This window comes from Deltaproteobacteria bacterium CG11_big_fil_rev_8_21_14_0_20_49_13 (assembly GCA_002796305.1).
Taxonomy (GTDB): domain Bacteria; phylum UBA10199; class UBA10199.
Genome location: PCWZ01000012.1, coordinates 1 through 21,606, shown reverse-complemented (window position 1 = coordinate 21,606; position 21,606 = coordinate 1). Strand labels below are relative to the sequence as shown.

Annotated in this window: 23 protein-coding genes; 10 read left to right on the top strand and 13 right to left on the bottom strand. The window is 48.4% G+C overall.

Annotated elements, in window-relative coordinates; all coding sequences use genetic code 11:
- Positions 1-143: 143 nt before the first annotated feature.
- Positions 144-1,085 carry a carbamate kinase gene (gene arcC / locus COV46_00850; protein PIR18267.1) on the top strand — a complete coding sequence of 314 codons (942 nt, stop codon included), beginning with the start codon at positions 144-146 and terminating at the stop codon, positions 1,083-1,085.
- 3 nt (positions 1,086-1,088) lie between these two features.
- Complete coding sequence (locus COV46_00845) at positions 1,089-1,748, top strand: hypothetical protein (protein PIR18266.1); 660 nt, start codon at positions 1,089-1,091, stop codon at positions 1,746-1,748.
- On the opposite strand, the gene COV46_00840 is transcribed toward COV46_00845, so the two are convergent.
- From COV46_00840 to COV46_00830, 3 genes are read right to left on the bottom strand one after another with little or no spacing between them, the layout of a single operon-like run.
- Complete coding sequence (locus COV46_00840; protein ID PIR18265.1) at positions 1,741-2,394, bottom strand: hypothetical protein; 654 nt, start codon at positions 2,392-2,394, stop codon at positions 1,741-1,743. The genes COV46_00845 and COV46_00840 overlap by 8 nt on opposite strands.
- Complete coding sequence (locus tag COV46_00835; protein PIR18264.1) at positions 2,375-4,978, bottom strand: hypothetical protein; 2,604 nt, start codon at positions 4,976-4,978, stop codon at positions 2,375-2,377. Before COV46_00835 ends, COV46_00840 begins: the two co-directional genes overlap by 20 nt.
- Positions 4,966-6,945 (bottom strand): hypothetical protein, encoded by a 1,980-nt coding sequence (locus COV46_00830; protein PIR18263.1) that lies wholly within the window; start codon positions 6,943-6,945, stop codon positions 4,966-4,968. The genes COV46_00835 and COV46_00830 overlap by 13 nt, the downstream gene beginning before the upstream one ends.
- Before the next feature lie 325 nt (positions 6,946-7,270).
- On the opposite strand from COV46_00830, the gene COV46_00825 reads away from it, so the two are divergent.
- From COV46_00825 to COV46_00800, 6 genes are all read left to right on the top strand, one after another.
- Positions 7,271-7,813, top strand: a complete 543-nt coding sequence (locus tag COV46_00825; protein ID PIR18262.1) for a hypothetical protein — start codon at positions 7,271-7,273, stop codon at positions 7,811-7,813.
- 98 nt (positions 7,814-7,911) lie between these two features.
- Positions 7,912-8,211: a hypothetical protein gene (locus tag COV46_00820; GenBank protein ID PIR18261.1), complete on the top strand. Its 300-nt coding sequence runs from the start codon at positions 7,912-7,914 to the stop codon at positions 8,209-8,211.
- The gene (locus COV46_00815) at positions 8,208-8,588 is read left to right on the top strand and encodes a hypothetical protein (GenBank protein PIR18260.1); all 381 of its coding nucleotides are present in this window, start codon (positions 8,208-8,210) and stop codon (positions 8,586-8,588) included. Before COV46_00820 ends, COV46_00815 begins: the two co-directional genes overlap by 4 nt.
- A complete protein-coding gene (locus COV46_00810; GenBank protein PIR18259.1) occupies positions 8,585-9,679 on the top strand; it encodes a hypothetical protein in 1,095 nt (364 codons plus the stop codon). The genes COV46_00815 and COV46_00810 overlap by 4 nt, the downstream gene beginning before the upstream one ends.
- 3 nt (positions 9,680-9,682) lie before the next feature.
- Positions 9,683-10,528, top strand: coding sequence for a hypothetical protein (locus COV46_00805; protein PIR18258.1), 846 nt, complete (start codon positions 9,683-9,685; stop codon positions 10,526-10,528).
- A 178-nt stretch (positions 10,529-10,706) separates the two neighbouring features.
- Positions 10,707-12,005, top strand: coding sequence for an MFS transporter (locus tag COV46_00800; GenBank protein ID PIR18257.1), 1,299 nt, complete (start codon positions 10,707-10,709; stop codon positions 12,003-12,005).
- A gap of 328 nt (positions 12,006-12,333) precedes the next feature.
- On the opposite strand, the gene COV46_00795 is transcribed toward COV46_00800, so the two are convergent.
- Entirely contained in the window at positions 12,334-13,053 is a 720-nt protein-coding gene (locus tag COV46_00795) for a hypothetical protein (protein ID PIR18256.1), read from the bottom strand.
- On the opposite strand from COV46_00795, the gene COV46_00790 reads away from it, so the two are divergent.
- Complete coding sequence (locus COV46_00790; GenBank protein PIR18255.1) at positions 13,002-13,733, top strand: hypothetical protein; 732 nt, start codon at positions 13,002-13,004, stop codon at positions 13,731-13,733. The two genes, COV46_00795 and COV46_00790, sit on opposite strands and share 52 nt — an antisense overlap.
- Here COV46_00790 and ribD read toward each other — a convergent pair.
- The 8 genes from ribD to COV46_00750 form a co-directional block, all read right to left on the bottom strand.
- Positions 13,730-14,728, bottom strand: coding sequence for a riboflavin biosynthesis protein RibD (gene ribD, locus COV46_00785; protein ID PIR18254.1), 999 nt, complete (start codon positions 14,726-14,728; stop codon positions 13,730-13,732). The two genes, COV46_00790 and ribD, sit on opposite strands and share 4 nt — an antisense overlap.
- Before the next feature lie 31 nt (positions 14,729-14,759).
- Positions 14,760-15,221, bottom strand: coding sequence for an NrdR family transcriptional regulator (locus COV46_00780; GenBank protein PIR18268.1), 462 nt, complete (start codon positions 15,219-15,221; stop codon positions 14,760-14,762).
- A 90-nt stretch (positions 15,222-15,311) separates the two neighbouring features.
- Positions 15,312-16,553, bottom strand: coding sequence for a serine hydroxymethyltransferase (gene glyA / locus COV46_00775; GenBank protein PIR18253.1), 1,242 nt, complete (start codon positions 16,551-16,553; stop codon positions 15,312-15,314).
- A gap of 84 nt (positions 16,554-16,637) precedes the next feature.
- Positions 16,638-17,069 carry a ribose 5-phosphate isomerase B gene (gene rpiB / locus COV46_00770; GenBank protein PIR18252.1) on the bottom strand — a complete coding sequence of 144 codons (432 nt, stop codon included), beginning with the start codon at positions 17,067-17,069 and terminating at the stop codon, positions 16,638-16,640.
- Between the two features lie 5 nt (positions 17,070-17,074).
- Positions 17,075-17,308: an acyl carrier protein gene (gene acpP / locus COV46_00765; protein PIR18251.1), complete on the bottom strand. Its 234-nt coding sequence runs from the start codon at positions 17,306-17,308 to the stop codon at positions 17,075-17,077.
- Between the two features lie 22 nt (positions 17,309-17,330).
- Positions 17,331-17,504 (bottom strand): 50S ribosomal protein L32, encoded by a 174-nt coding sequence (locus tag COV46_00760; protein PIR18250.1) that lies wholly within the window; start codon positions 17,502-17,504, stop codon positions 17,331-17,333.
- A gap of 66 nt (positions 17,505-17,570) precedes the next feature.
- On the bottom strand, positions 17,571-18,107 hold the full coding sequence (locus COV46_00755) for a hypothetical protein (GenBank protein ID PIR18249.1): 537 nt from the start codon (positions 18,105-18,107) through the stop codon (positions 17,571-17,573).
- Positions 18,104-18,454 (bottom strand): aspartate 1-decarboxylase, encoded by a 351-nt coding sequence (locus tag COV46_00750; protein PIR18248.1) that lies wholly within the window; start codon positions 18,452-18,454, stop codon positions 18,104-18,106. The genes COV46_00755 and COV46_00750 overlap by 4 nt, the downstream gene beginning before the upstream one ends.
- 113 nt (positions 18,455-18,567) lie before the next feature.
- On the opposite strand from COV46_00750, the gene amrB reads away from it, so the two are divergent.
- A complete protein-coding gene (amrB, locus tag COV46_00745) occupies positions 18,568-19,371 on the top strand; it encodes an AmmeMemoRadiSam system protein B (protein PIR18247.1) in 804 nt (267 codons plus the stop codon).
- Positions 19,372-19,529: 158 nt separating this feature from the next.
- Here amrB and COV46_00740 read toward each other — a convergent pair whose 3' ends face one another.
- The gene (locus tag COV46_00740) at positions 19,530-21,365 is read right to left on the bottom strand and encodes an ABC transporter ATP-binding protein (protein PIR18246.1); all 1,836 of its coding nucleotides are present in this window, start codon (positions 21,363-21,365) and stop codon (positions 19,530-19,532) included.
- Between the last annotated feature and the right edge of the window lie 241 nt (positions 21,366-21,606).

Genomic DNA, 21,606 nt, shown 5'->3' with positions numbered 1-21,606 from the left:
TAAATCAAGTGTTTGCGGGAGATTGCCGCGCCCCTTCGGGGCTCGCAATGACAGAGTGAGTAGTTTATGAGGTGCCCTTGATCAATTCATTTGAGATTTTGTGTGGTTTCATGTAGGTTTCATGTAGGTTTCATTCCAGATCTATGAAGAATCTCGTTGTAATAGCCGTTGGTGGCAATTCCCTCATAATGGATGATAGACACCAATCTATCGCCGATCAGTATTCTTGCGTGGCGGCCACCGTAAGACATATAGCCACGATAATAGAAAAGGGCTATAGGGTCGTTATAACCCACGGTAATGGCCCACAGGTGGGGTTCATACTCTTAAGATCTGAGCTGGCAAGGAGCAAGATCCATACCGTTCCTCTTGATTCGTGTGTTGCCGACACCCAGGGGGCCATTGGGTACAACTTTCAGATGGCGCTTTACAACGAGTTAAGGCGAAGGGGGCTAAAGCTCCCCGTTGCAACTGTGGTGACCCAGGTGGTTGTCGACAGGCACGACGAAGCCTTTAAGAATCCCTCAAAACCGATAGGCCTTTTTTACCCCAAGAAAGAGGCCGATGAGAGGATGCTACGGGATGGTTGGGAAATGATGGAAGACGCCGGCAGGGGATGGAGGAGGGTGGTTGCTTCCCCAGCCCCAAAGGAAATAATCGAGTTGAACGCGATCAAGAGCCTTTTGGATGGCGGAACGATAGTTATAGCCGTCGGAGGAGGAGGCATCCCGGTAGTTAAGGACACTCGCGGTAATCTTCATGGTGTTGAGGCTGTCATTGATAAGGACTATGCGTCAGCGCTCCTGGCGCGTGACCTGGGGGCCGATATTTTCTTGATATCTACGGCAGTTGAAAAGGCGTTCCTAAATTTCGGTAAACCCAACCAAAAACCGCTGGATAAGGTCTCGTTGCGGGAGCTTAAGCTGTACATAAAGGGCGGTCATTTCAAGAAAGGTTCGATGTTACCCAAGATAAACGCGATAATTTCTTTTCTTGAGAAAGGTGGTCGAAAGGCCATTATCACTGACCCTCATCATATCGATCTGGCAATTGGCAGTAGGGCCGGGACACAAATAATAAGATAACAAATGGGCAAGGCCTACGTAACAAAAGAGAGCTTGGGGGAGAAGGCGCCAAAGTGGCTCGATTCAATAGACAGGAAGAATACCGGCAAATTTCCATTTGATATCAATAACGCCGTCCTCTTGGTGATTGACATGCAGCGATATTTTCTGGAGCCTAGCGAGCATGGATATTGCCCCGCGGGTGTGGCCATAATAGATAATATAAAAAGGCTCATCTGCCATTTTAGGGAAAATAAACGGCCCGTGATTTTTACGCGTCACGCGCACAAAGATGACGGTAGCGACCTTGGGATACTTGGAAGGTGGTGGGGAGATATGCCCATGGACGGCACGCCCGAGGCGGAGCTGGATGAAAGGTTGGGAAGGAAGCCGGACGAGGTTGCGATCACCAAGAATCGCTACAGCGCCTTTTTTAACACGAACCTTGATAAAATATTAAAGGAGCAGAGCGCCTGCGATGTCGTTATCACAGGGGTGATGACCAATCTTTGCTGTGAATCAACGGCAAGGGATGCATTCTTCAGGGACTATACGGTCAGGTTCATGGCCGATGCCACCGGTGCGCCGACCGAGGAGATGCATCTGGCAACACTTAGAAACCTTGCTTATGGATTTGCCTGCATATTTATGATGAACGATATTTTAGGGTCGTCAGTTATTTAACAACTTCAAGTTCCTCCATTGGAACAGTAACAGATCCTTCATTCAAACCCTTTTCCAGCTCTAACTTTGCCACCGCTATCTTATTGAATTCAGGATCGTAGCTTTTCATTAAAGCCTCGATCCTTTGGTTCTCCTCCGGTGTTGCGTCTTTTTGCTTTTGGGCAAGTTCGAACACCTTTTCTCTTATGCCCGCGAGGTTCTCTTCATACATAACTGCCATATCCATAAGTCCCTTTGGCACTATTACGGCCACTGTTTTAGTTCGGTCTACGCTCGGTGCTCCGCTTGGTGAGCATGTTAGATCCACCTTGAGAAGTAGTAGAAAATATTTATTGCCCTTATAGTATACTATATCATCCGGCCTGAAGGATTTTGTGCCATCAACATTGTAATGTGACACGCTTCGTATGGTTTCGACATATTTGCCTAGGTCGTTGAACCTTGTGGGGTCTATGCCGTTGTAGATGATCGTATAGTTGGGTTCGCTGACAAATTCGTCCGCAGTAATCGTTGTCTGCGAATTGACTATGGCAAAGTCATCTTTTTCGTCACCGTTCACGTCGACAAAACCGCCGCATTGGGTGAGATTTAAGGATATCTGGCAGTTATCGTTCAGTGAAAGTCTTTTACAGTTGTTCTCTGACATGGCTGTTATCCTCCTTTATTTTGTTAAGGTTCTTAAATGGGTCGTTCCTTTGCATAAGATGGGCGGGAGAGAGATATATTATCAGGCCATCGCTTCCGTACCCGAGCCACAGGTTCATCCCGAAGGCTGAAACGCCGCCTGCCACTCCCCACTTGAAGCTGTTCCCAAGCATATATGACTGTGCACCGATGAGTATGGTCACTTCGTCACATACTGGCTGTTCGAAGACCACGCTTCCGCCAGCAACGTAGCTGGCCATATCATTTCTGGCCTTATATAGGCTTATTGGAAAAGGTGCTCCGGCACTAAAAAGGCTCATCTGTTCGAGATAGGGGACCTTGCCAGACTGGATCCCTCCACCGACACGAAACTTTAGCATTGGGATATATTTTTTATTCCCCTGCTTGGTGTCGGAGACGTAGGACTCCTTTGCTTCCTCCACTTCTGATGCGTCCAGATAGATCACGCCGAGGGGGAGCCTGTGCTCGTAGAATGTGCTGATCTCCTGATAGTTTGCCGCGCCAATGCTGACCGCACCGCTTACACATGCCGTATTCCTTGAATCTTCATAGCAAAGGGAGAAATTTGGTTTTGCCCTTACCGGGCCTTTTTCAAAGCCGTAGGTCTGGTTCTTTTGTATAAAAGCCTCAAATGTTGTTCCAAGGCCGATGGAGAAGTTCTCTCCTATCATCCTTTTATATTGCACATCAGTTCCCACTACAGAATGTTTTTTGCCTCCAAAGTTCGTGTGGAATCCATAGACGGTTATTCCTATTGAATCTTCCTCTGAGAGGTCCTTATTCACGAAGAGCCTTAAGGAGAGCTGGGTTGTGTCCCAGTTCTTTGGGTTCCAGCTATCTATCTCACCGTTCCATTTTAGTTGGCCTCCGACCAACAGGCCTTTTCCGGTGTCATATGCGTATCCTAGAGAAACGACCGCCCCAAGAGTGCCATAGCCTATGTTTGTATCGGACATATCGTGTTCCGGCTCTCTTGGTTTTGCGACGAGATTGATTATTGCCTTTCCATCTTCTTCGGTTACGACCGGTTGTATCGGACCTGTATATATTGATCTGCTAACAGCAGCACTAACTCTGCCGATGGTTTCATGACTTATATATTCACCCCGGCTGCCATATTCCTTTTTCACCGATTCTATTGTCTTTTGGAGCCTCTTACTTCCTTTCTGCATCTCTTTTTCCGACAAGGCCTCCTTTTCCGGACTGACGATTATGAGCCTTCCCATCTCCCATTTTGCCAGTTTCAAGCTGATCGATATGTTTTCACCGGCAGGCTCAATGCTTAGCTCATTGATGATATAACCTTTGTTGAGAAGGTATGCCCTTACGCCAGCGATACCGTAAGGGACCTTTGCCGACGGATCTCCGTAGAGCGAGTCCATTCTGAATCCGCCTTCAGGGGGCTTGCCAAATGCCTTGACTATAAAATCCGTCTCATCTTCAGGGAATTCGCCGGTAACGATCATGGACTTTGGCTCATTTGGGAATTTCACGACATCCAATATGACGGTACCATTCTCATCGAGCCTTTTTGTGGTGGCTATTGCGAAACCTTCTTTTGCGAATGTCTCCTCAATATTCTTTAGCTTTTTGGAGTACGCGTTATTGCTTAAAGGTTGATCGGTCATTGCTTTAAAGCGTCCCTTCTCTTCTTCGGTAAGGGTGTCTACCGATCCAATACCGTGTGTTACCGGACGCTCTATTTTTACGAACACCCTAAGCATATCCCTGTCCGAGAGATCCAGGTTCCAGTTCTCTATATTATAATCATTTCCGGTCTTTTGAATGTCTCTATCTTTTGCAATAAGAGCCTCTATCTCTTTTTTAAGGGCAGGGTCGTTGGCGCAGAACTTTGCCATTTTCTTGGGGTCTTTAAGTACGTCGCCAACGATATCCCTTATTGCAATTAAAGGGAGATCAAGGCCTTTTTGGGGGTCTTCAGCATCATATATCTCTACAAGTCTGGGAAGAGGGGATGAGAGTATCGTGATGTCTATCCTGCCGTTAACTTCTGCGATACTTGTTATAAGGATCACCCTCTTCATTTCTTTGGAAAGTTTGGAGAGCTTACTTTGAAGATTTGCGAATTTCTGAAATCCCCTTTCTTTTCCAAAATCATCGCACTTTTCAAGATCGGCGCTATCAACGGCATCTTCGATCTCTTCTTTGATCTTTGGATCTGCCTCCAGTATCTTTACGGTCCCCACTTCTCTTGTGTCGGGCTCAAGATTTACTCCCATAACTCTTGCGTCAGGGTATTCAGCGAGCACAAGCCTTTCTGCGAGCCTCTTTTCTCTCAATACGTTCTCTTCCAGCATTTTCTCGTATTTTTCTTTTGATCTAAGCTCGGGCTTGTCGATCCTCTCTCTCTTAAATGATCCGTTCAAAAGTGTGGCGATGCATGTCTTTCCCTTCCCCGGCAGGGTAAAGAAAATGTCGTCGGAGCCGTTGATAAGCGCGCCTGAGAGCGAGGACTCGCCGAAATCGGCGCTTTCCTCGCATTTCACTCCTGCAAGATAGCTCCCCTCATTTGTCCTTAGTATGACAGATCTTACCTCTGACATATTCTTCCTCCCTGGTTCGACAACACCTCCGCCATGACGATGGCGTTCCTCTTTTCCCTGTATATTCTGAGCTTTTTAAGGAACTTGTTCACCGCCTCCAGAATGTTTTTTTTGTCCTTTTTGTCGATCTCTATATTCTCGATGATATCCTCTATGGCTACCGTGTGTCTTGTTGCCTCAAGGACCTCGTCGTTGCTCAGTCTTACCGCGGTCGCCAAATAATCGCACCCCTTGCCGCAGACCGGAAATTCTCTGGGAAGGCCCTTGTAAAGATAAAATAGCCTTTTCATGTGATCGTCAATTCTGGGGTTCTTCAATCTCTTAAGCTCATCCTGAAGCTCGAACAGAGAATATTCAAATAGCTGATAGAACTTTTCATACCTTCTTTCGGCATCAGCCAGGAGTTCAGCTGCACCCTGGCCGCTTAATAGATCCCTCACCATCACCCTTGCTGATTCGTAGATCTCTTTTTCATCCTGTGTTACGAATTGCCAGCCCATCTCCTCCAGTTTAAAAGCTGCCGCAAATATTGCCGACCTGTTGTCGCCTTCGGGGAGCCCGGCCAGAACGTAGACCTCTTCTACGATGTCGAATATGTTCTTGATCTTATAGTAACTTACATACGATTCCTCTGCTTTTTGGGATCTAAGCGCTGTTTCGATCCTTTCCGGATCGGCAAGTTCTATCGCCAGTGAGGGTTCCTTTATTCTCCACTTAAGTATCTGAAAGCGCTTGTTTCCATCAGTAATAAGGCCCTTTACGTTAGAGATCCATATTGTGTAGGCGTCGAGCCTGAATTTTATGTCAGATATTGTATCGGTCGATCTCTTATCTTTTATTGCATCAAAGAGCTCATTTGAGATCGAACCCTGTTCTTCCACTATATATTTATAGATTCCCGAGTCCTTTGATGTTAAAAATCCAGAGAAGACCGCCATTGTCTCCATGTACTCCTTCTCAAGACCATCAAACGATACCGGAGCCGATGCCTTAACGATTTCACATTTATCATTCTTCCTCTTCTCTGTGACAACGGGGAGCTTTTGTGCGGCTACAAGAGAGGCGGTCATGTATTCCTCAATCTCGTCCCTGCTTGGAAAACCATCGCCTTCTTCGAGCCAACCTTTATAGTTGCTGTGGAACCTCTTCATCATGAAAAGTGCCCACTTGAGGTTGTCATCGATGATATCCCTTGGCAGGTCGCTTCTGTTGAGCTCCCTCATGGCTACGTCATATTGATTCAAAAGTTCCGCCCTGACGATCGCAGGCGCGTGACCCTTGACGGCTGAATGGTAGAGCATCCTCGAAACTTCCAGCGCCTCCTGGGCCTTATTTGCCGACATGGTCTCGGAAAGAAGACTTATCGATAATGCCGCACCCATCTTGGTCGAAGGGTCGGGGAGCTTTGGGGCATCGATCTTGCCCCTGAATATATCCTCCAAAAGGCCTATGGGGAGAGCTGCATAGAATATGTTCTTAAAAAGGTTGCCAAAGATGTAGTCGCGAGGGTTCTCCATCTCCTCTATCTTTTCGGCGTTCTGTATTATGCCCGGGAAGGTCTGAAGGGCGCCTATAATGAGTGGGACGTAAAATGGGGCTACACTGAATCCTTTTGGGGTGATGTTGAATATTCCGATCGATGCCCCGTTGCCGTAAAAATATACGCCTTTATATCCAACGGCCGGCATTATCGACCCATTGAACATTATTCCTACTCCAAGGCCGCCCACGGTTACCATCCCCGATACATGCCCGTTCCCAAGTATGTTGGCCTTGACCCCGTAAGACCTCCCCGTTGCCGGGTTCGACCTTGAAAAACCGAGATTTCCGCCCACTTCACCGCCCACATACATAAACCCAAAAATAGGCTCGGTAGCGGTTTCCTTGAAGCAGAGCTCTTCTGTTTGGGTTAATACGGGTTCGGTGGGAACTGCATGGACCTTCGTGATGCCAATTTCGCCACCCATGGCGCCCCTTTTCTCTCCCCCATGGGTTGACTACTCACATCCTCCATATATATTATCGGCAAAAAATTAGAAAAGTTGTGAAATTTATTTTCATCGTATGAAGATATTCTTAGCAACTTTTGGAAAAAAATGCCGATAATGTGTAAGGCACCTGTCGGAAATTGAACACATCTGAACAGTTCGTTTTAGCCCCCCAATTAAAATACCTTTAAAGATTAGCGAGTTAATGTTTGGGACGTCTTGGCACGCTATATGCATTAGCAATCCTTAGGGTAAAAAGAAAAGGTCAGCTGACCGGGCATTTAACAAACGAAAGGAGAACAGTATGAAAAAACTAGCAGTGGTCTGCCTCGTCCTCGGACTCTCCGTAGGGCTTTCGCAGACGAGTCACGCATGGCTCTTCAGCGCCAGCGCGAGTAGCAACTACAAACAAAGCAGTGATAACAAGTACAGTAGCGACAATGACAACAGCATCCATGACAGCGCGGTCATTTTTGACACCGGTGTCAAACAGTTGAATTCGAATAACAAATACGACAGCAGGAGCTACAAATATGATGACTCCATAAAGGAGAGTTTCAACACCGACAATCGGGCATTTGACTCGTCCGATAATTCCGACAGATCAATAAAGGATAGCTACAATACTAATTTTACAGGAAATACTTTCGAGGACAGTGTCGGCAAGAGGATTGCATCTCATGATATCGGCGGTAGCGTGAGCAATTCTGTGCTCGGAAATTTCGATCAGAAGGTAGGCTCTGATTTCAGCGGAGGATTCAGCGGCAATCCTTCATCTATAGAAGCAAGTGTCACGAACACGCAAACGTTCGGCAATGTTAATGTAGGCGCCTCATCTGAAAAATAGCTCCGGAGCGTTTAATCTTTCGACCACCTTTTGCCCCGTCACAATTTGTGGCGGGAGCAAAAGTGTCGGACGCCTTATGAGAAAAAAAGGAATGATATATGAAATCAAAGATTCTGATCGTTTTATTTGCTACAATATTTGCCTCTCAATATGCCCATGCATTATGTCTGGAACACTGTAGCGAAAATGCAAAGACGGGCCGCGCTCTTGAACACAGGGACTTTAGCTACCGCGACAAGAGCCACAACACAGGCGATGTCAAGAATTCGGTGATGGGCGATGTCAATATACACGTTGGCCACAAGAAGATGGATGTAAAGATAGATCAGGGCTCCGGCAATAACACTGTCAACGCCTCGGTCAGCTCAACGATAATCTTGGGAGATATGAAACAATGATGAAAGCCTTTTCGATAGCGTTGCTCTTATCTCTTTTCGTTCCTGCCGCCGGTTTATTTGCCGGAGAGGAGGAAGTTATGATCGTTGAAAGGCTTCATAATATGAGGCTCAAACAGCAGGATGAGGAGCATGCTATAAGAATTAATAAGTTCATTCAGATGAATAATACCACACAGTGCACTCCCGTTCAGCAGGTGAGACAGAGAATGAACGATATTAGGTCGCAAAAGAACGCCGGTGAAGGCATGAATGCCGAAAATGTTACGATAAATGCGGGGCACGAGAATCTTAACGTTACAGACAACCACGGCACGATAAATTCGGATGTCAATGTTCAAGTGATAAATGAGGGGGGTAGCGATATCCCTTGTCCATGAAATATATGAAAGGGCTTTTACACATGTCATTTTTACACATGTCATTGCGAGGGGCGTTAGCGACGAAGCGATCCTGTTTGCATAGTTATCTGATCTGGATTGCCTCGTTTACGCTCGCAATGACGCTGAACTTGTCCGTATTTGCGTCTTCGGCGCCGCTCACAAGTTTCACCAAGGACAGACCCAAGATGAGGGTCGCGGTTGCCAAGTTCGGCTCCACCGACAGATTTACCTCCGTTTATGGCGGCTGGGATATCGGCGGCGGTCTGGCCGCGCAGTTGGTAACCGATCTCATAAATACCAATAGGGTCGTTGTGGTGGAGCGTGCAATACTTTCAAAGGTCCTGATGGAACAGGAACTGGGTGAGTCAAGGCTCCTGTCGCCCATGACAAAGTCGCCGGCAGGGCATCTTTTGGGTGTCGATTATCTTATAGTAGGCGAGGTGACGGAATTTGAGGAGCGCCAGATGGGGGCTGGTATGGCCGCCGGATTTCTGGGAGCAAAGGTGAGTGGTGAGGTCAATGCAGCTCATGTGGGAATAGACATGCGTCTTGTAGATACAAGGACGGGCGAGATACTCTACTCTCACCGCGCCCAAGGGAAGGCGTGGGAAAAGGCGGCGGGCGGAAAGATCAACTACAAGATCCTCGATTTTGGCGGAGAGGCGTTCCACAAAACACCTCTTGGAATGGCGACCAGGCGCGCGATTGGCGACGCATCCGAATTCATATTGGACGTCATCGATAAACAGGTGGAGAACTATTCGTGGCTAGGGCTGGTCATAGAGTCCGATGGCGGGTCTTTCTATTTCAACGCCGGTAGCGATAAGAACATTGCGCTCGGGGACCGGCTTAAGGTGAGCACGGTAAGGAAGGTCCTGACCGACCCGGAGACGAACCAGATAATAGGGCTCATAGAGTCCGAACTCGGTCTGGCCGAAGCGACACAGGTGGATAGAAGATTCACAAAGGCAAGGCTCCTTGGCAATTTCAACCCAAGGCAGGGCGACATCGTTCGATTTGCAAGCGCCGCAAGGTCCGATGTAAGCGTTTCCAAAGAAGAGTCGGCAGGTTACGATATAATGGAGTAAAAGATGAATATGAAGAGGTTATTACGATCACTTTCCGCTCATCCTGAGCTTGTCGAAGGATGGCAGATATTGCTTATGCTTATCATGATATCCTTTTTTTCCTGCGCCTCCACCGGCAAACATATGAGAGGTCAAAATATGTTTCAGGATGAGGTCTTGGAGCTCAGAGAATCGGTCAGAAAAGGTTCGCCCGCTTCCGCCGTTCAAAACCTCTCCATGCTCCTCGAAATGGACCCCAAGAACAAAGATGCAAGGTTCCTAAGGGCGCTTTCATATCAGAAACTTGGCCAATACGAAATGGCGATTAAGGATTATGAAACGATCATATCAAAGGAAGATACCGATCCAAAGATTCATTATAACTTGGGTATGATCTATGCTTTCAAAGTTGATGACAGAAAACAGGCTCTAAAATATTTTGATCGATTTCTTTCTCTTTCACCGGAGAGCAAAAAGTCTTTTGATGTTGCAAAGCTTATGTGCTCCCTCGACCGGGGCCCAGAAAATCCGTCACGCGCAAAGGCGCTCTTTGCAAACTGGAGTCGAAAGAAGGCGGAGAAAGAAAAGAATGGAAAGGCGAGAAAGAACCTCTTAATGGGAGCCATAGAACTTGAACCTTCGAATAGAGATTCCTATTTTAACATGGCGCGTGAATTTGAAGAGAAGGGTGATACGGCCGGCGCCATTAAATTCTATAAAGAGGCTCTTCTAGCCAGCCCCACATTTTCGGAGGCGCATTACCGACTAGGGCAGATATTGATTCCACAGGGTAAAAAAGAGGACGGACAAATACATCTCCTTAAAGCGTCTCTTTTTAGCCCGAACGACAGGTCTTACATACAACAATAACGTCCTAATTTCTGAATTTTACCCTAAAAAGTGTTCGGATTTCCGAACGGTCCACATTAGCATTATCTAACTGGCTATTATTGCTTATCTTTTAAGTTGCAAAAATGGCACAAATATTGCTAAGGAAGAGAATAGACAAAGGCCCCTTGGCAAACTCGGGGCAAGGAGGGCACCAAGTATGTGGAAAAATCACCCGAAGGGCCTGTTGGTACTATTTTTTACGGAAATGTGGGAGAGGTTTGGTTACTATACAATGCTTGCGATCCTTGCATTGTATATGGATGAGCACTTTGCCCTTCCCAAAAACATCTCGGCCAATATTTACGGTGCGTTTGTTGCGTTCGTTTATTTTACCCCGCTCTTCGGCGGAGGCATGGCCGACAAATGGCTCGGATACGGAAAATCGATCATAATCGGTTCTGTTCTAATGGCCGTTGGTTACGTTGGCCTTGCGATAGATAATTTCCCGATGTTTTGTGTAGCCCTCGGAGTCGTCTCTTTGGGCAACGGATTCTTTAAGCCGAACATCTCTACGATGCTCGGGAACCTTTACGGCGATAACAATCCGAACAAGGATGCGGGTTATAATATCTTCTACATGGGCATCAACATAGGCGCATTCTTTTCACCGATCGCCGCCGCCTATTTAAGGAACAATTTTGGCTGGGGTTATGCGTTCGGAGCGGCCGGAGCGGGGATGATGATTTCCTTGTTCATATTCCTAGCCTTCAAAAAATATGTTCTTGTCGTTGTGAACACAAAGGCCAATAAAACTGCGGACGTTCTTAAGCTTTCTCCAAAGCAGGAAAAGGGCAGGATAGTAAGCCTCGTCATTATTTACGCGATCGTTATTCTGTTCTGGATGGCCTTCCATCAGAACGGACTTACTTTAACATTCTGGGCCCGCGACTGCACCAACACATCTCTAAGCCCCGAGCTCTTCCAGTCCGTCAATCCTTTCTTTGTGGTCTTCTTTACGCCTATTTTGGTCTGGTTCTGGGGTAAATTAAGGCTTAGAGGCAAGGAACCAACGACACCGGGCAAGATAGCGTTGGGAATGTTGCTTACGGCAATAGCTTTTTCAGTGATGATGATAGCAGGATTTGTGGGTGGCGATACCGGAAGGGTCTCGGTCCTCTGGCTCGTAACTGCATATGCCGTTGTAACTCTCGGCGAGCTCTGTTTGAGCCCGATGGGTCTTTCGCTTGCGAATAAACTTGCTCCGCCAAGGATGCGCGGACTTATGATGGGCGGATGGTTCTTGTCGACATCTATCGGCAACTATCTTTCCGGTTTTGTGGGAAGTTACTGGGAAAGGATCCCTCACAGCAAGTTCTTCGGTATACTTACGGTGACATCTCTTATCGCGGTTGCCTTAATGTATATGGTGATGAACAAGGTGAACAGGTCCCTGAACGCCCAGCCTGAGGCCGAAGAAATAGAGACTTCTCCAGCAGTTGTGACAGAAGAGGTATGATACTTAGCGAGCGGGCGTCTGGCTTTGCCAGTGCGAGCTCGAGTGGTTTGGGGAAAACAGCGAGGTTTGATTCTATGGTAAAATTCAATCTGGAAAAGATAATAGGGGACGTATTTGCCCCTTCAAAAAGCGATGTGGTGACGTTCTTCGTGGATATCCCGCACGGTGATATCAAAGAGACGGAAAATTGGACGAAACGCCGGGAGATGGCCAAGAGGACTTCATATACGCAAAAGGGAACCCGATAACGGTGAGCGACATAAAGATCCATTACGCCGACGGTAGGGAAAGACAAATCTGGGACGGCAGTTGGTATACGATCTAGGCACTAGACCTTAAAAATACCGTTCTCCATGAGCAGACACTTTTCCCCATCTATCGTCATCTCCACGGTGGGGGCGAGTATCATGCAGTCGTTGTGGGCGTCGCAGTCGTTCTCGCCGCCGGAACCGTCCGCGGCGTAGGAATCTCCGAATGCGATGTGTATCGTTCCTTCCACTTTTTCATCGTTCAAAAGTTCGCCTCGAAGTTTAAGCCCCGGGGTCGTTCCAATGCCGAATTCGCCGACTATCTTTGCGCACGGATAAATGTTGATCTCACCGTCGAATTCATCCAGTTGTTCCTGAGGGGCCGTTGATTCGCTTCTATTAAGAGTTCCGGCACCCTCTTTTATGCCTACGACGATCGTCCCCTTGATAAGCCCCATGCTGCCTATGGCGCCATCTATTACGAGTTTGCCGTTGAGGGTCTTGTGAAGAGGAGCAGTGTAGACCTCTCCTCCTAAGTTATTCCACCTGTCATCGTGCGTGTGCGGGTATCCTGCGGAGATAAGATATTTTCTTCGCGACGGGTCCCAGTCGAACGAGATGTCGGTGCCTCTGCCCGATGTTATCCTTATATGCGTCGATCGGGATAGAATAGCCTTCAGCCCTTCACCCCTTGCCAGCAGTTTCTTGGGTGAGGTGTTGGCAAGATCGGAGATAACATCCGGGTCGTCTGTGGCAAGGCTTATGGTATAACCGCAGAATTTGTCAGGGGATACGCTCACAACTTTATGCAGAGGCTGTCATTGCTGTAAAAAAAGATGAACGCGCCAAGGCGATAACTCTCATTGAAGAAGAGGCGGTCAAGATATCTGCCGAGCTCAAGACGATAGACCCCGACTTTAAGCTCTCCGTAGAAGAGGCCAAGGTAGGGGAAGCGATGAGCGGTAGTCATTCATCAAAATTCTTTGCGTATCTTCACTTGGCACCCAGCGGCGTCATAACGATGAGCTACGATATTCCCGGACTTGTTCAGACATCCACCAATCTGGCCGTTGTAAAGAATGAAGGCGAGAACATCAGCGTCCAGTATCTCTCAAGGAGCTCAAGCGCAACAGAGCTGGAAGCTCTAAAGAGCAGGCTAGTTGCTGCCGCCGAACTTTTAGGAGCGACATTCGAAGAACCGGGCGGATACCCCGGATGGCAACCCGACCTCAGTTCAAAGATACTTGCGGTAATGAAACAGAGTTATAAGGAGATCGCGGGAAAAGAGGCGACTTGCGCCGCGGTCCATGCAGGGCTTGAGTGCGGTATGATAGGAGAGAAGTTCCCCGATATGGATATGGTCTCTTTCGGTCCCGAGATCAAAGGGGCGCATTCGGTGGACGAGAAGGTGGAGATTGAATCGGTCGAAAGTTTCTATAAGGTGCTTATTAAAGCGCTGGAGAACTTTGCAAAGTCCTAATAAGAAGGGAGACCTTCTATAACGATATCATCCCCGAGCATGAAGACCTGTTCGGGGATTATCTTTACCGGGCTCTTAATGGAAACAGGCCCAATGTCGCGTGTCCACGGCAGGCCCTTGCCGCCAAGTAACTTGGTTGAAACGAAGACAACGAAACGGTTGACAAGTCTCTTTCTTATCATCTCGGACTGTAGTTCGCCTCCACCTTCAACAAGTATCGATTGAAATCCGGCGGCGCCCAGCTCTTTTAGAAGTTTTTTAAGATCAACCTTGCGGTGGAGATTGCCACGCCCTTTCTGGGCTCGCAATGAAACCACTATCGGCACGGGTTGTCTTCCTTTATATCCAGGAAGCCTTACGTTAAGTTTAGGTTTATCCTTCTTTGCTGTGTTATAGCCGACCATTACCACGTCAACCCCCGCCCGCAATACATGGGTATATGTCCTTGAGGACTCGTTCGTTATCCATTTTGAATCGCCTTTATAGTCCGCTATCTTTCCGTCAAGCGTTAAGGCTATCTTTGCCGTGACAAAAGGAAGACCCGTTCTTATATGTTTAATGAACGGGAGATTAAGTCTAAGACAAGCACCTTCTAGAATGGGTCCCTCTACCTTTATCCCGGCCTTCTTTAGTTTTTTAAGACCTTGGCCCGAGACCAAAGGGTTAGGGTCTTTCATCCCGTATATAACTTGTTTGATACCGGCCTTTATAATAGCGTCCGCGCATGGAGGCGTCCTGCCAAAATGGGAGCACGGTTCAAGATTTATATAAAGTGTCGCACCTTTTGCTTTTTTACCGACGCGGCGAAGCGCATTTATCTCGGCATGCGGAAGGCCGGACCCTTTATGGAACCCTTCGGCGATCACCTTGCCATTTTTTACGATAACGGCCCCGACCATAGGATTAGGCGAGGTGAGGCCGTAACCCCTAAAGGCCAGGTGTAGTGCGCGCTGCATGAAGGCTTCTGTTTTTAGTATATCTCTACTTTTGGGCATAGTGACTCCAGGATGTTTTTAGCCTAAGAATCTAACTTTGCTTTTTATTCAATACATCCTTCAGTTCATCCATGAACTCGTTTATATCCTTGAACGAGCGGTATACAGACGCATATCTGACGTAGGCGATCTCGTCCAGGCCGTGGAGGGCCTCCATGACCTTCTCGCCGACAAGATGACTTAAGACCTCCGTCCGGCCCAGCTCCTGTGCCCAGATCTCTATTTGATTAACGACCCCCTCGATGGTGTCCATGCCGATGGGGCGCTTTTCACAGGCCTTCTGCATGCCGTGAAGTATCTTGAGCCGGTCGAACGGTTCCCTTCGTCCGTCCTTTTTGACTATCATGGGAAGCTCCGCCTCGACGCGTTCGTATGACGTGAAACGTTTGTTACAGCGCTCGCATTCGCGCCTGCGCCTTGTGATATCACCTTCGGCGGAGAGCCGTGAATCAACGACCTTACTTTCTAGATTTCCGCAGTGCGGACATTTCATAAGAAGGGCCAGCAAGGTTTCAAGCCAGCAAGACAAGCAAGGCTATTCTTTTCTTTGCCGGCTTTGTTGGCCTGTGACTTTGCTGGCGGATTATACATATACCGGGAACTTTTCGCAAAGTTTCTTGACTTCCCTTTTGATCTCTTCGTGCCTCGATGTGTTCGTGAGGTCGGAAAGGACATCGGCCATCCATCCGGCGATCACCTTCATCTCTGTTTCTTTCATTCCGCGGGTCGTTATTGCAGGGGTGCCAATTCTCATGCCGCTTGTAATGAAAGGGGACCGTGTCTCTCTGGGAATCGTGTTTTTGTTGACCGTGATCCCGGCCTTCCCGAGCGCCTCTTCGGCATCTTTTCCGGAGTAGCCCTTGTCTGTAAGATCAACGAGGAACAAGTGATTGTCGGTGCCTCCGGAAACTATCCTGAAACCCTTCTCCGCCAGTGCGGAAGACATCGCCTTTGCGTTTTTCATTATCTGTTCGCAGTATGTCTTGTAACCGGGTTGGAGGTCCTCAAGGAAAGTAACCGCCTTTGCGGCAATGACGTGCATCAGAGGGCCACCCTGCATCCCGGGGAAAACGGCGGAGTTCAGCTGCTTCGCAAATTCGTTCTTGCACATGACAAGGCCGCCTCTGGGACCGCGCAGAGTCTTATGAGTGGTGCTTGTCACAAAATGACAGTGGGGAACAGGGTCCGAATGGAGATTGGTTGCAACGAGACCTGCTGGATGGGCGATATCGGCCATTAAAAGGGCGCCCACTTCATCCGCTATGTCGCGGAACGACTTAAAGTCGATGTCGCGCGCGTAGGCGGAGGCGCCGCAGACGATAAGCTTTGGTTTGTGCTCTTTGGCCATTTTACGGACAATATTGAAATCGATCCTTTCGGTCTCGGGATTTACACCGTAGGCCACGATCTTATATGTCTTGCCGGTGAAGTTGGCGGGGGAGCCGTGCGTTAGATGGCCGCCATGCGAAAGGCTCATTCCCATCATCGTGTCACCCGGTTTTAAGACGCTTAAATAGACCGCCATGTTGGCCTGTGCCCCGGAGTGGGGCTGAACGTTAGCGTGCTCCGCTCCGAAGAGCTTTTTCACGCGTTCCACGGCAAGTTCTTCGGCCACGTCTACGAATTCGCAACCGCCGTAATAACGTTTATGAGGATATCCTTCGGCGTATTTGTTGGTCATGACGGAACCAAGCGCCTCTAACACCGCCTTGCTAACATAATTTTCGGAGGCGATAAGCTCTAGCCCGTACTCTTCCCGGTCTGTCTCATTTTTGATGGCCTTTGCGATATCGGGGTCGAACTGTGATAATGGTTTTTTATTCATTATAGTTGGCCATTGCGAGGAGCCTTCATGCGACGAAGCAATTTCACGAACTGGATTGCTTCGTCCCAAGGGCCGGCGATGACATTAACTTTGGTCGATCTTGTTTACTCTTCCTTCGTGCCTGCCGCCTTCGAAAGGCGTTTCGAACCAGATCTTAAGGAGCTTTTCCGCATCTTTAAGGGAGGTCTTTCTGGCGCCAATGCAGGCAACGTTCGAATTGTTGTGTTTGCGGCTCATTTCAGCATCGAACTCGTCGCTTACGGTGACGGCACGAACGCCCTTGTAACGGTTGGCCGAGATGCACATACCTATTCCGCTTCCGCAGATAAGTATTCCGCGCTCGGCCCTTTTTGTGGCTATGGCCGCGCCTACTTTTTTGCCGTAATCGGGATAATCAACGGGATCTTCTGAAGTGGTGCCCAGATCTTTCAACTCGATATTCAAAGACTTCAAAAGAGGCTTCAAAGCCTCTTTCATCTTGAAACCTGCATGGTCGGAAGCGATTGCAACCTTCATGGAATTTAGCAACTGCGTCGTGAAACAAATTCGATAAAGTCGTTAACGGTGTCGAGCTGTTCGGCCTCTTCATCGGCGATCTCCATTTCGAACTCTTCTTCCAAGGCCATGACAAGCTCTATTATGTCAAGGGAGTCGGCTCCCAGGTCGACGGACAGCGAAGATTCGGGGGCGATATCGTCCTCATTTATTCCAAGCTGTTCGGCGATAATATCTTTTATCTTGGTCTCTACGCTCATAAAAGGCCCCTTTATTTGCCGCTCATTTTATGATCTCTTTACCGTTGTAAAAACCGCAACTGATGCAGACCCTGTGCGGAAGTCTGGGTTCGTTGCATTGAGGGCATTTGCTGGCGTTCGGGTTGTCCTCTTTCATGTCCTGGGATTTTCTCATGTCGCGTCTTGACTTTGAGATCTTATGTTTGGGTAGTGCCATACTCTTGTTCTCCTTTGACTATTTTACGATTCAACCAATTAACCATTTGACTTGCTTTGTCAAGCATTAGTGAAGCTTTTTTAAGACCGCAAAAGGCGAATCCTTCTCCTTTTTTACCTTGCATTTGCACGGACCGTTGTTGAGATTCTTGCGGCATTTCTGGCACAGGCCCTTGCATTCTTCATTGCACAGGTTCACCATCTGTTGGGCAAGCAGGATATATTCCTTTGCCACATCGCTCAAATCTATCTCGTCATTCTTATAGTAGCCAAAATCCTCGTCTTCGACATCCATTTCCACCTTTTTCTTTCCCTTTGTGTGTGCCGGCGCCATTATCTGATGAATGGGGACCTGTTCCTGTTTTGCAAAGGATGTCAGACACCTGTCGCAGGAAGGGTGGAACTTTAGGATTATGCCGCCTATGAGAGTTAGGTTGCGATCGCTACGAAATATCTGGAGGTCGAGCCTTCCGCCGTCCTCTTTTTTGAACTTGTCCGGGCCGAAGACTTCTATAAAGACCTTTTTCAGCCATTCGTCTTTGGACGAGCTGGCATTTATCTGCATACCGCTCTCTGCAGGTATATTGCTTATGTGTAATTTCATTTTTTTATCCTGTTAGATGCGTCCACAAAGACCTTGATAGGGGAGTGCTTTTTGGTCTCTTCCTCGTTGTATGAAGCAAAAGTGGCGATTATTATCCGGTCGTCTCTCTTAATATGATGTGCCGCGGCACCGTTGGCGCATATAACCCCTGAGCCTGGGCCACCTTTTATTGCATAGGTCTCAATTCTTGAGCCGTTCGTCAGGTTCCAGATGACCACATGCTCGTGCTCGATGATATTTGCCGCTTCAAGAAGCGTGGAATCGACCGTCAGGGAACCTTCGTACTTAAGGTTGGCCTCTGTTACTAAAGCGCCGTGGATCTTCGATTTTAAAAGAAAACGTTCCATTTTTGGTTGCGATTGATTTCCGCACGTCTAGCGTGTAGTATACCAATTGTCAATGAAAGACATGGAGTTGAGTTGCTTAATTATATATAATTATATTTAAAAGGAGGTTAATTATGATACGAAAGCCTGCCGTTGCCGGCCAGTTTTACCCGGCCTCGAAGGTCCATTTGGAAAAAGAGGTCAAAGAATATTTAAATACAGGACTTAAGCCGCGCGATGTTGTGGGGCTCATAGCCCCTCATGCGGGTTATATCTATTCAGGTGGTGTTGCGGGGGCCGTCTTTTCGGCGGTGAACGTACCCGACCGTGTGATCGTTCTATCGCCTAACCACACAGGTATGGGGACCCATGCATCTATAATGACAGAGGGCGAATGGGAGCTTCCGACCGGCAATATCAAGATAGATGGCTCCCTTGCAAAGGCGCTTGTTGAGGCCTGTCCTGAATTAAAACCGGACACCATGGCTCACACGAGAGAGCATTCTCTTGAGGTGGAACTTCCATTTCTTCAGGCAAAGAATCCGGCCGTTACTTTTGTACCGATAACGCTTGCACATATAAGGTTCGACACCTGCGAGAAGATAGGTAAGGCGATAGCAAAGGTGATAAAAGATTCCAAAGAAAAGGTCCTGATAGTTGCCTCAAGCGACATGACCCATTACGAAACTCATGAAACCGCCAAGACAAAGGACGGTATGGCGATAGCTCACATTCATGCCTTGGACGCAAAGGGACTCTTGGACGTTTGTGGGCGCGAGCGAATTACCATGTGCGGGGTCATTCCTGCGGCCATAATGATTGTTGCCGCAATAGAGCTTGGCGCCAAGAAGTCTGAACTTATAAAATATGCAACATCGGGAGATGTGAGCGGCGACTATGACGCCGTTGTCGGTTACGCCGGTTTTATCGTCTATTGAATCTTAACACACCTTCAAATTGCCGAGCCTGTTGAAAAAGTCATTGCGAGGGGGTATTGCCGACGAAACAATCTCGTGAAATCATCCGCTTGCGCTTACATTGTTTAGCCATCTGGACTCACAATGACGCCTAAATTGGCGCTTTTTCAACAGGCTCGTCAAGTTGTCTGTATTTTTTCAAGTTCTGCCCAGCGATTAAAAAGTCTTTCTACTTCTGTCTCAAGTCTTGCCATCTCCGGCATCAGTTCGGCAAGGCGCGTGGCGCTACTCGCGACGTCCGGAAGCAGGCATTCAGCCTTTAGTCTTTCCAGTTCGGCCTCGGCCTTGTGGATGTTCTCTTCGATATGGTCGAGCTCGAACTGCTCTTTGAAGCTTGATTTTCGTTTTGCGATCGTTCGGGGCGCATTTTCCTGTCTTTTGCGTGCCCCGCTGATCGTAGCGCGCATCGCCGTCCTCTCTTTTTTATAGGCCCGTTCCCACTGTTCAAGGGTTGCGAAGGGGGAGACCTTTCCTGCATTGGGGCCGGTGGGTTCGCCAAAGGCAAGGAGCCTGTTTACCACCTGATCCAAAAAATACCTGTCATGGGTGACAAGAATGACAGCCCCGGGAAATTCCAGAAGACATTGTTCAAGGACCTCAAGCGTTCCCATATCCAGGTCGTTCGTGGGTTCGTCGAGAACGAGGACGTTTCCCTCTTGGAGCATCAACTTGGCGATGAGAAGCCTGCTCTGTTCACCCCCCGAAAGGCGCCTTACCTCCATTCCCGTCTGCAGCTGGCTGAAATTAAATCGGTCGAGATAGCTTCTTATATGAATAAAGTTTCCGCGATACTTTACATGGTCGCCGGATGGACAGACCGTCTGTTCAACGGTAGCGTTCTGGTCCAGCGTCTCGCGGTTCTGCTCGAAGTAGATCACCCGAAGCTGTTCCGCCGTCTCAACGCTTCCGGTGTCGGGTCTTTCCCCTCCCAGGAGGATGCGTATGAGCGTTGTCTTGCCGCAACCGTTGGCACCCAAAAGACCTACCTTAAGGCCCGGAGTTATTAGCAGATCGACATCTTTAAAAATGAGACGGTCTCCGTAGGATTTTGATATCCCTTTTGCCCTGATCAGCTTCTTTGGATTTCTTTCGGCCGAGTGGAAGTCGAGCCTTGCGGTCCATGTGGTATTGCGATATTCAAGCTCGCCCACCTCTTGCCTTAACACCTCGGCCTGTTTGACCCTTGCATACTGCTTTGTGGTGCGCGCTTGGGCCCCGTGCCGGAGCCATTCGGTCTCGCGCCGGAGAGTGTTCTTAAGCACAAGTTCGCGCTGTTCCTGTCCGGCCATTAGGAGCGCCTTGCTCTCAATGCAGTCGGCATAGTCGCCTTTTATAGAAAGAAGTCCGCCCGGGTTCCTTTTGTCCAGATCCCAGATGCGGTTCGAGACGCGCTGAAGAAAAAGGCGGTCATGTGTTACGGTGACCGATGCAAAAGATGCGCCTGAAAGAAAATCTTCCAGCCACAATATGCTCTCTACGTCGAGATGGTTCGTTGGTTCATCGAGTAACACCATGTCGTGGTCGCCCACAAAGAGGCGGGCGAGGGCGACGCGCTTTTTCCATCCGCCGGAGAGGCTTTCAATTGGTGTGTTGCCGCTGATGCCGTTCCCCTCATCGAGCGACAGTTTTGACATATACTCTCTTACGCGAGACACGTGTTCGAAATCGTGAGCGCCGGTAACGCCATCGGTGATGGCGCTTTCGACCGTCGCGCCCTTGGCAAAGCTCGGGACCTGTTCGAGCATCCCGACCCTTATTCCGCGTTGCAGGGAGACCGTCCCCTCATCGGGAGTCTCCATTCCGGCCATTATCTTTAAAAGGGTCGATTTTCCTGCACCGTTCGGGCCTATAAGTCCTATTCGTTCGCCGGCTTCGATGGCAAAATTTATCCCTTCAAATAGAGGCCTTGCGGCAAACGCCTTCTTGAGCTGTGCACAACTTATGATAGCGGCCATGGGATGCTACTAGTGCATCGTCAATTTAATTTTTATCGACAAAGTCGGTAGAAATTAAATTGTTACGTGCACTTGTGCTAAAGACAACCAGTAAAAATTTAATAGACAATGTACTAGCCCAGTTGGGCCTCATTTTACCAGATAAAATATCAAGGGCACCTCTAAAAACCCATTGGCGTGTCATTGCGAGGGAGCGTAGTGACCGAAGCAATCTCCATAAATCAAGTGTTTGCGGGAGATT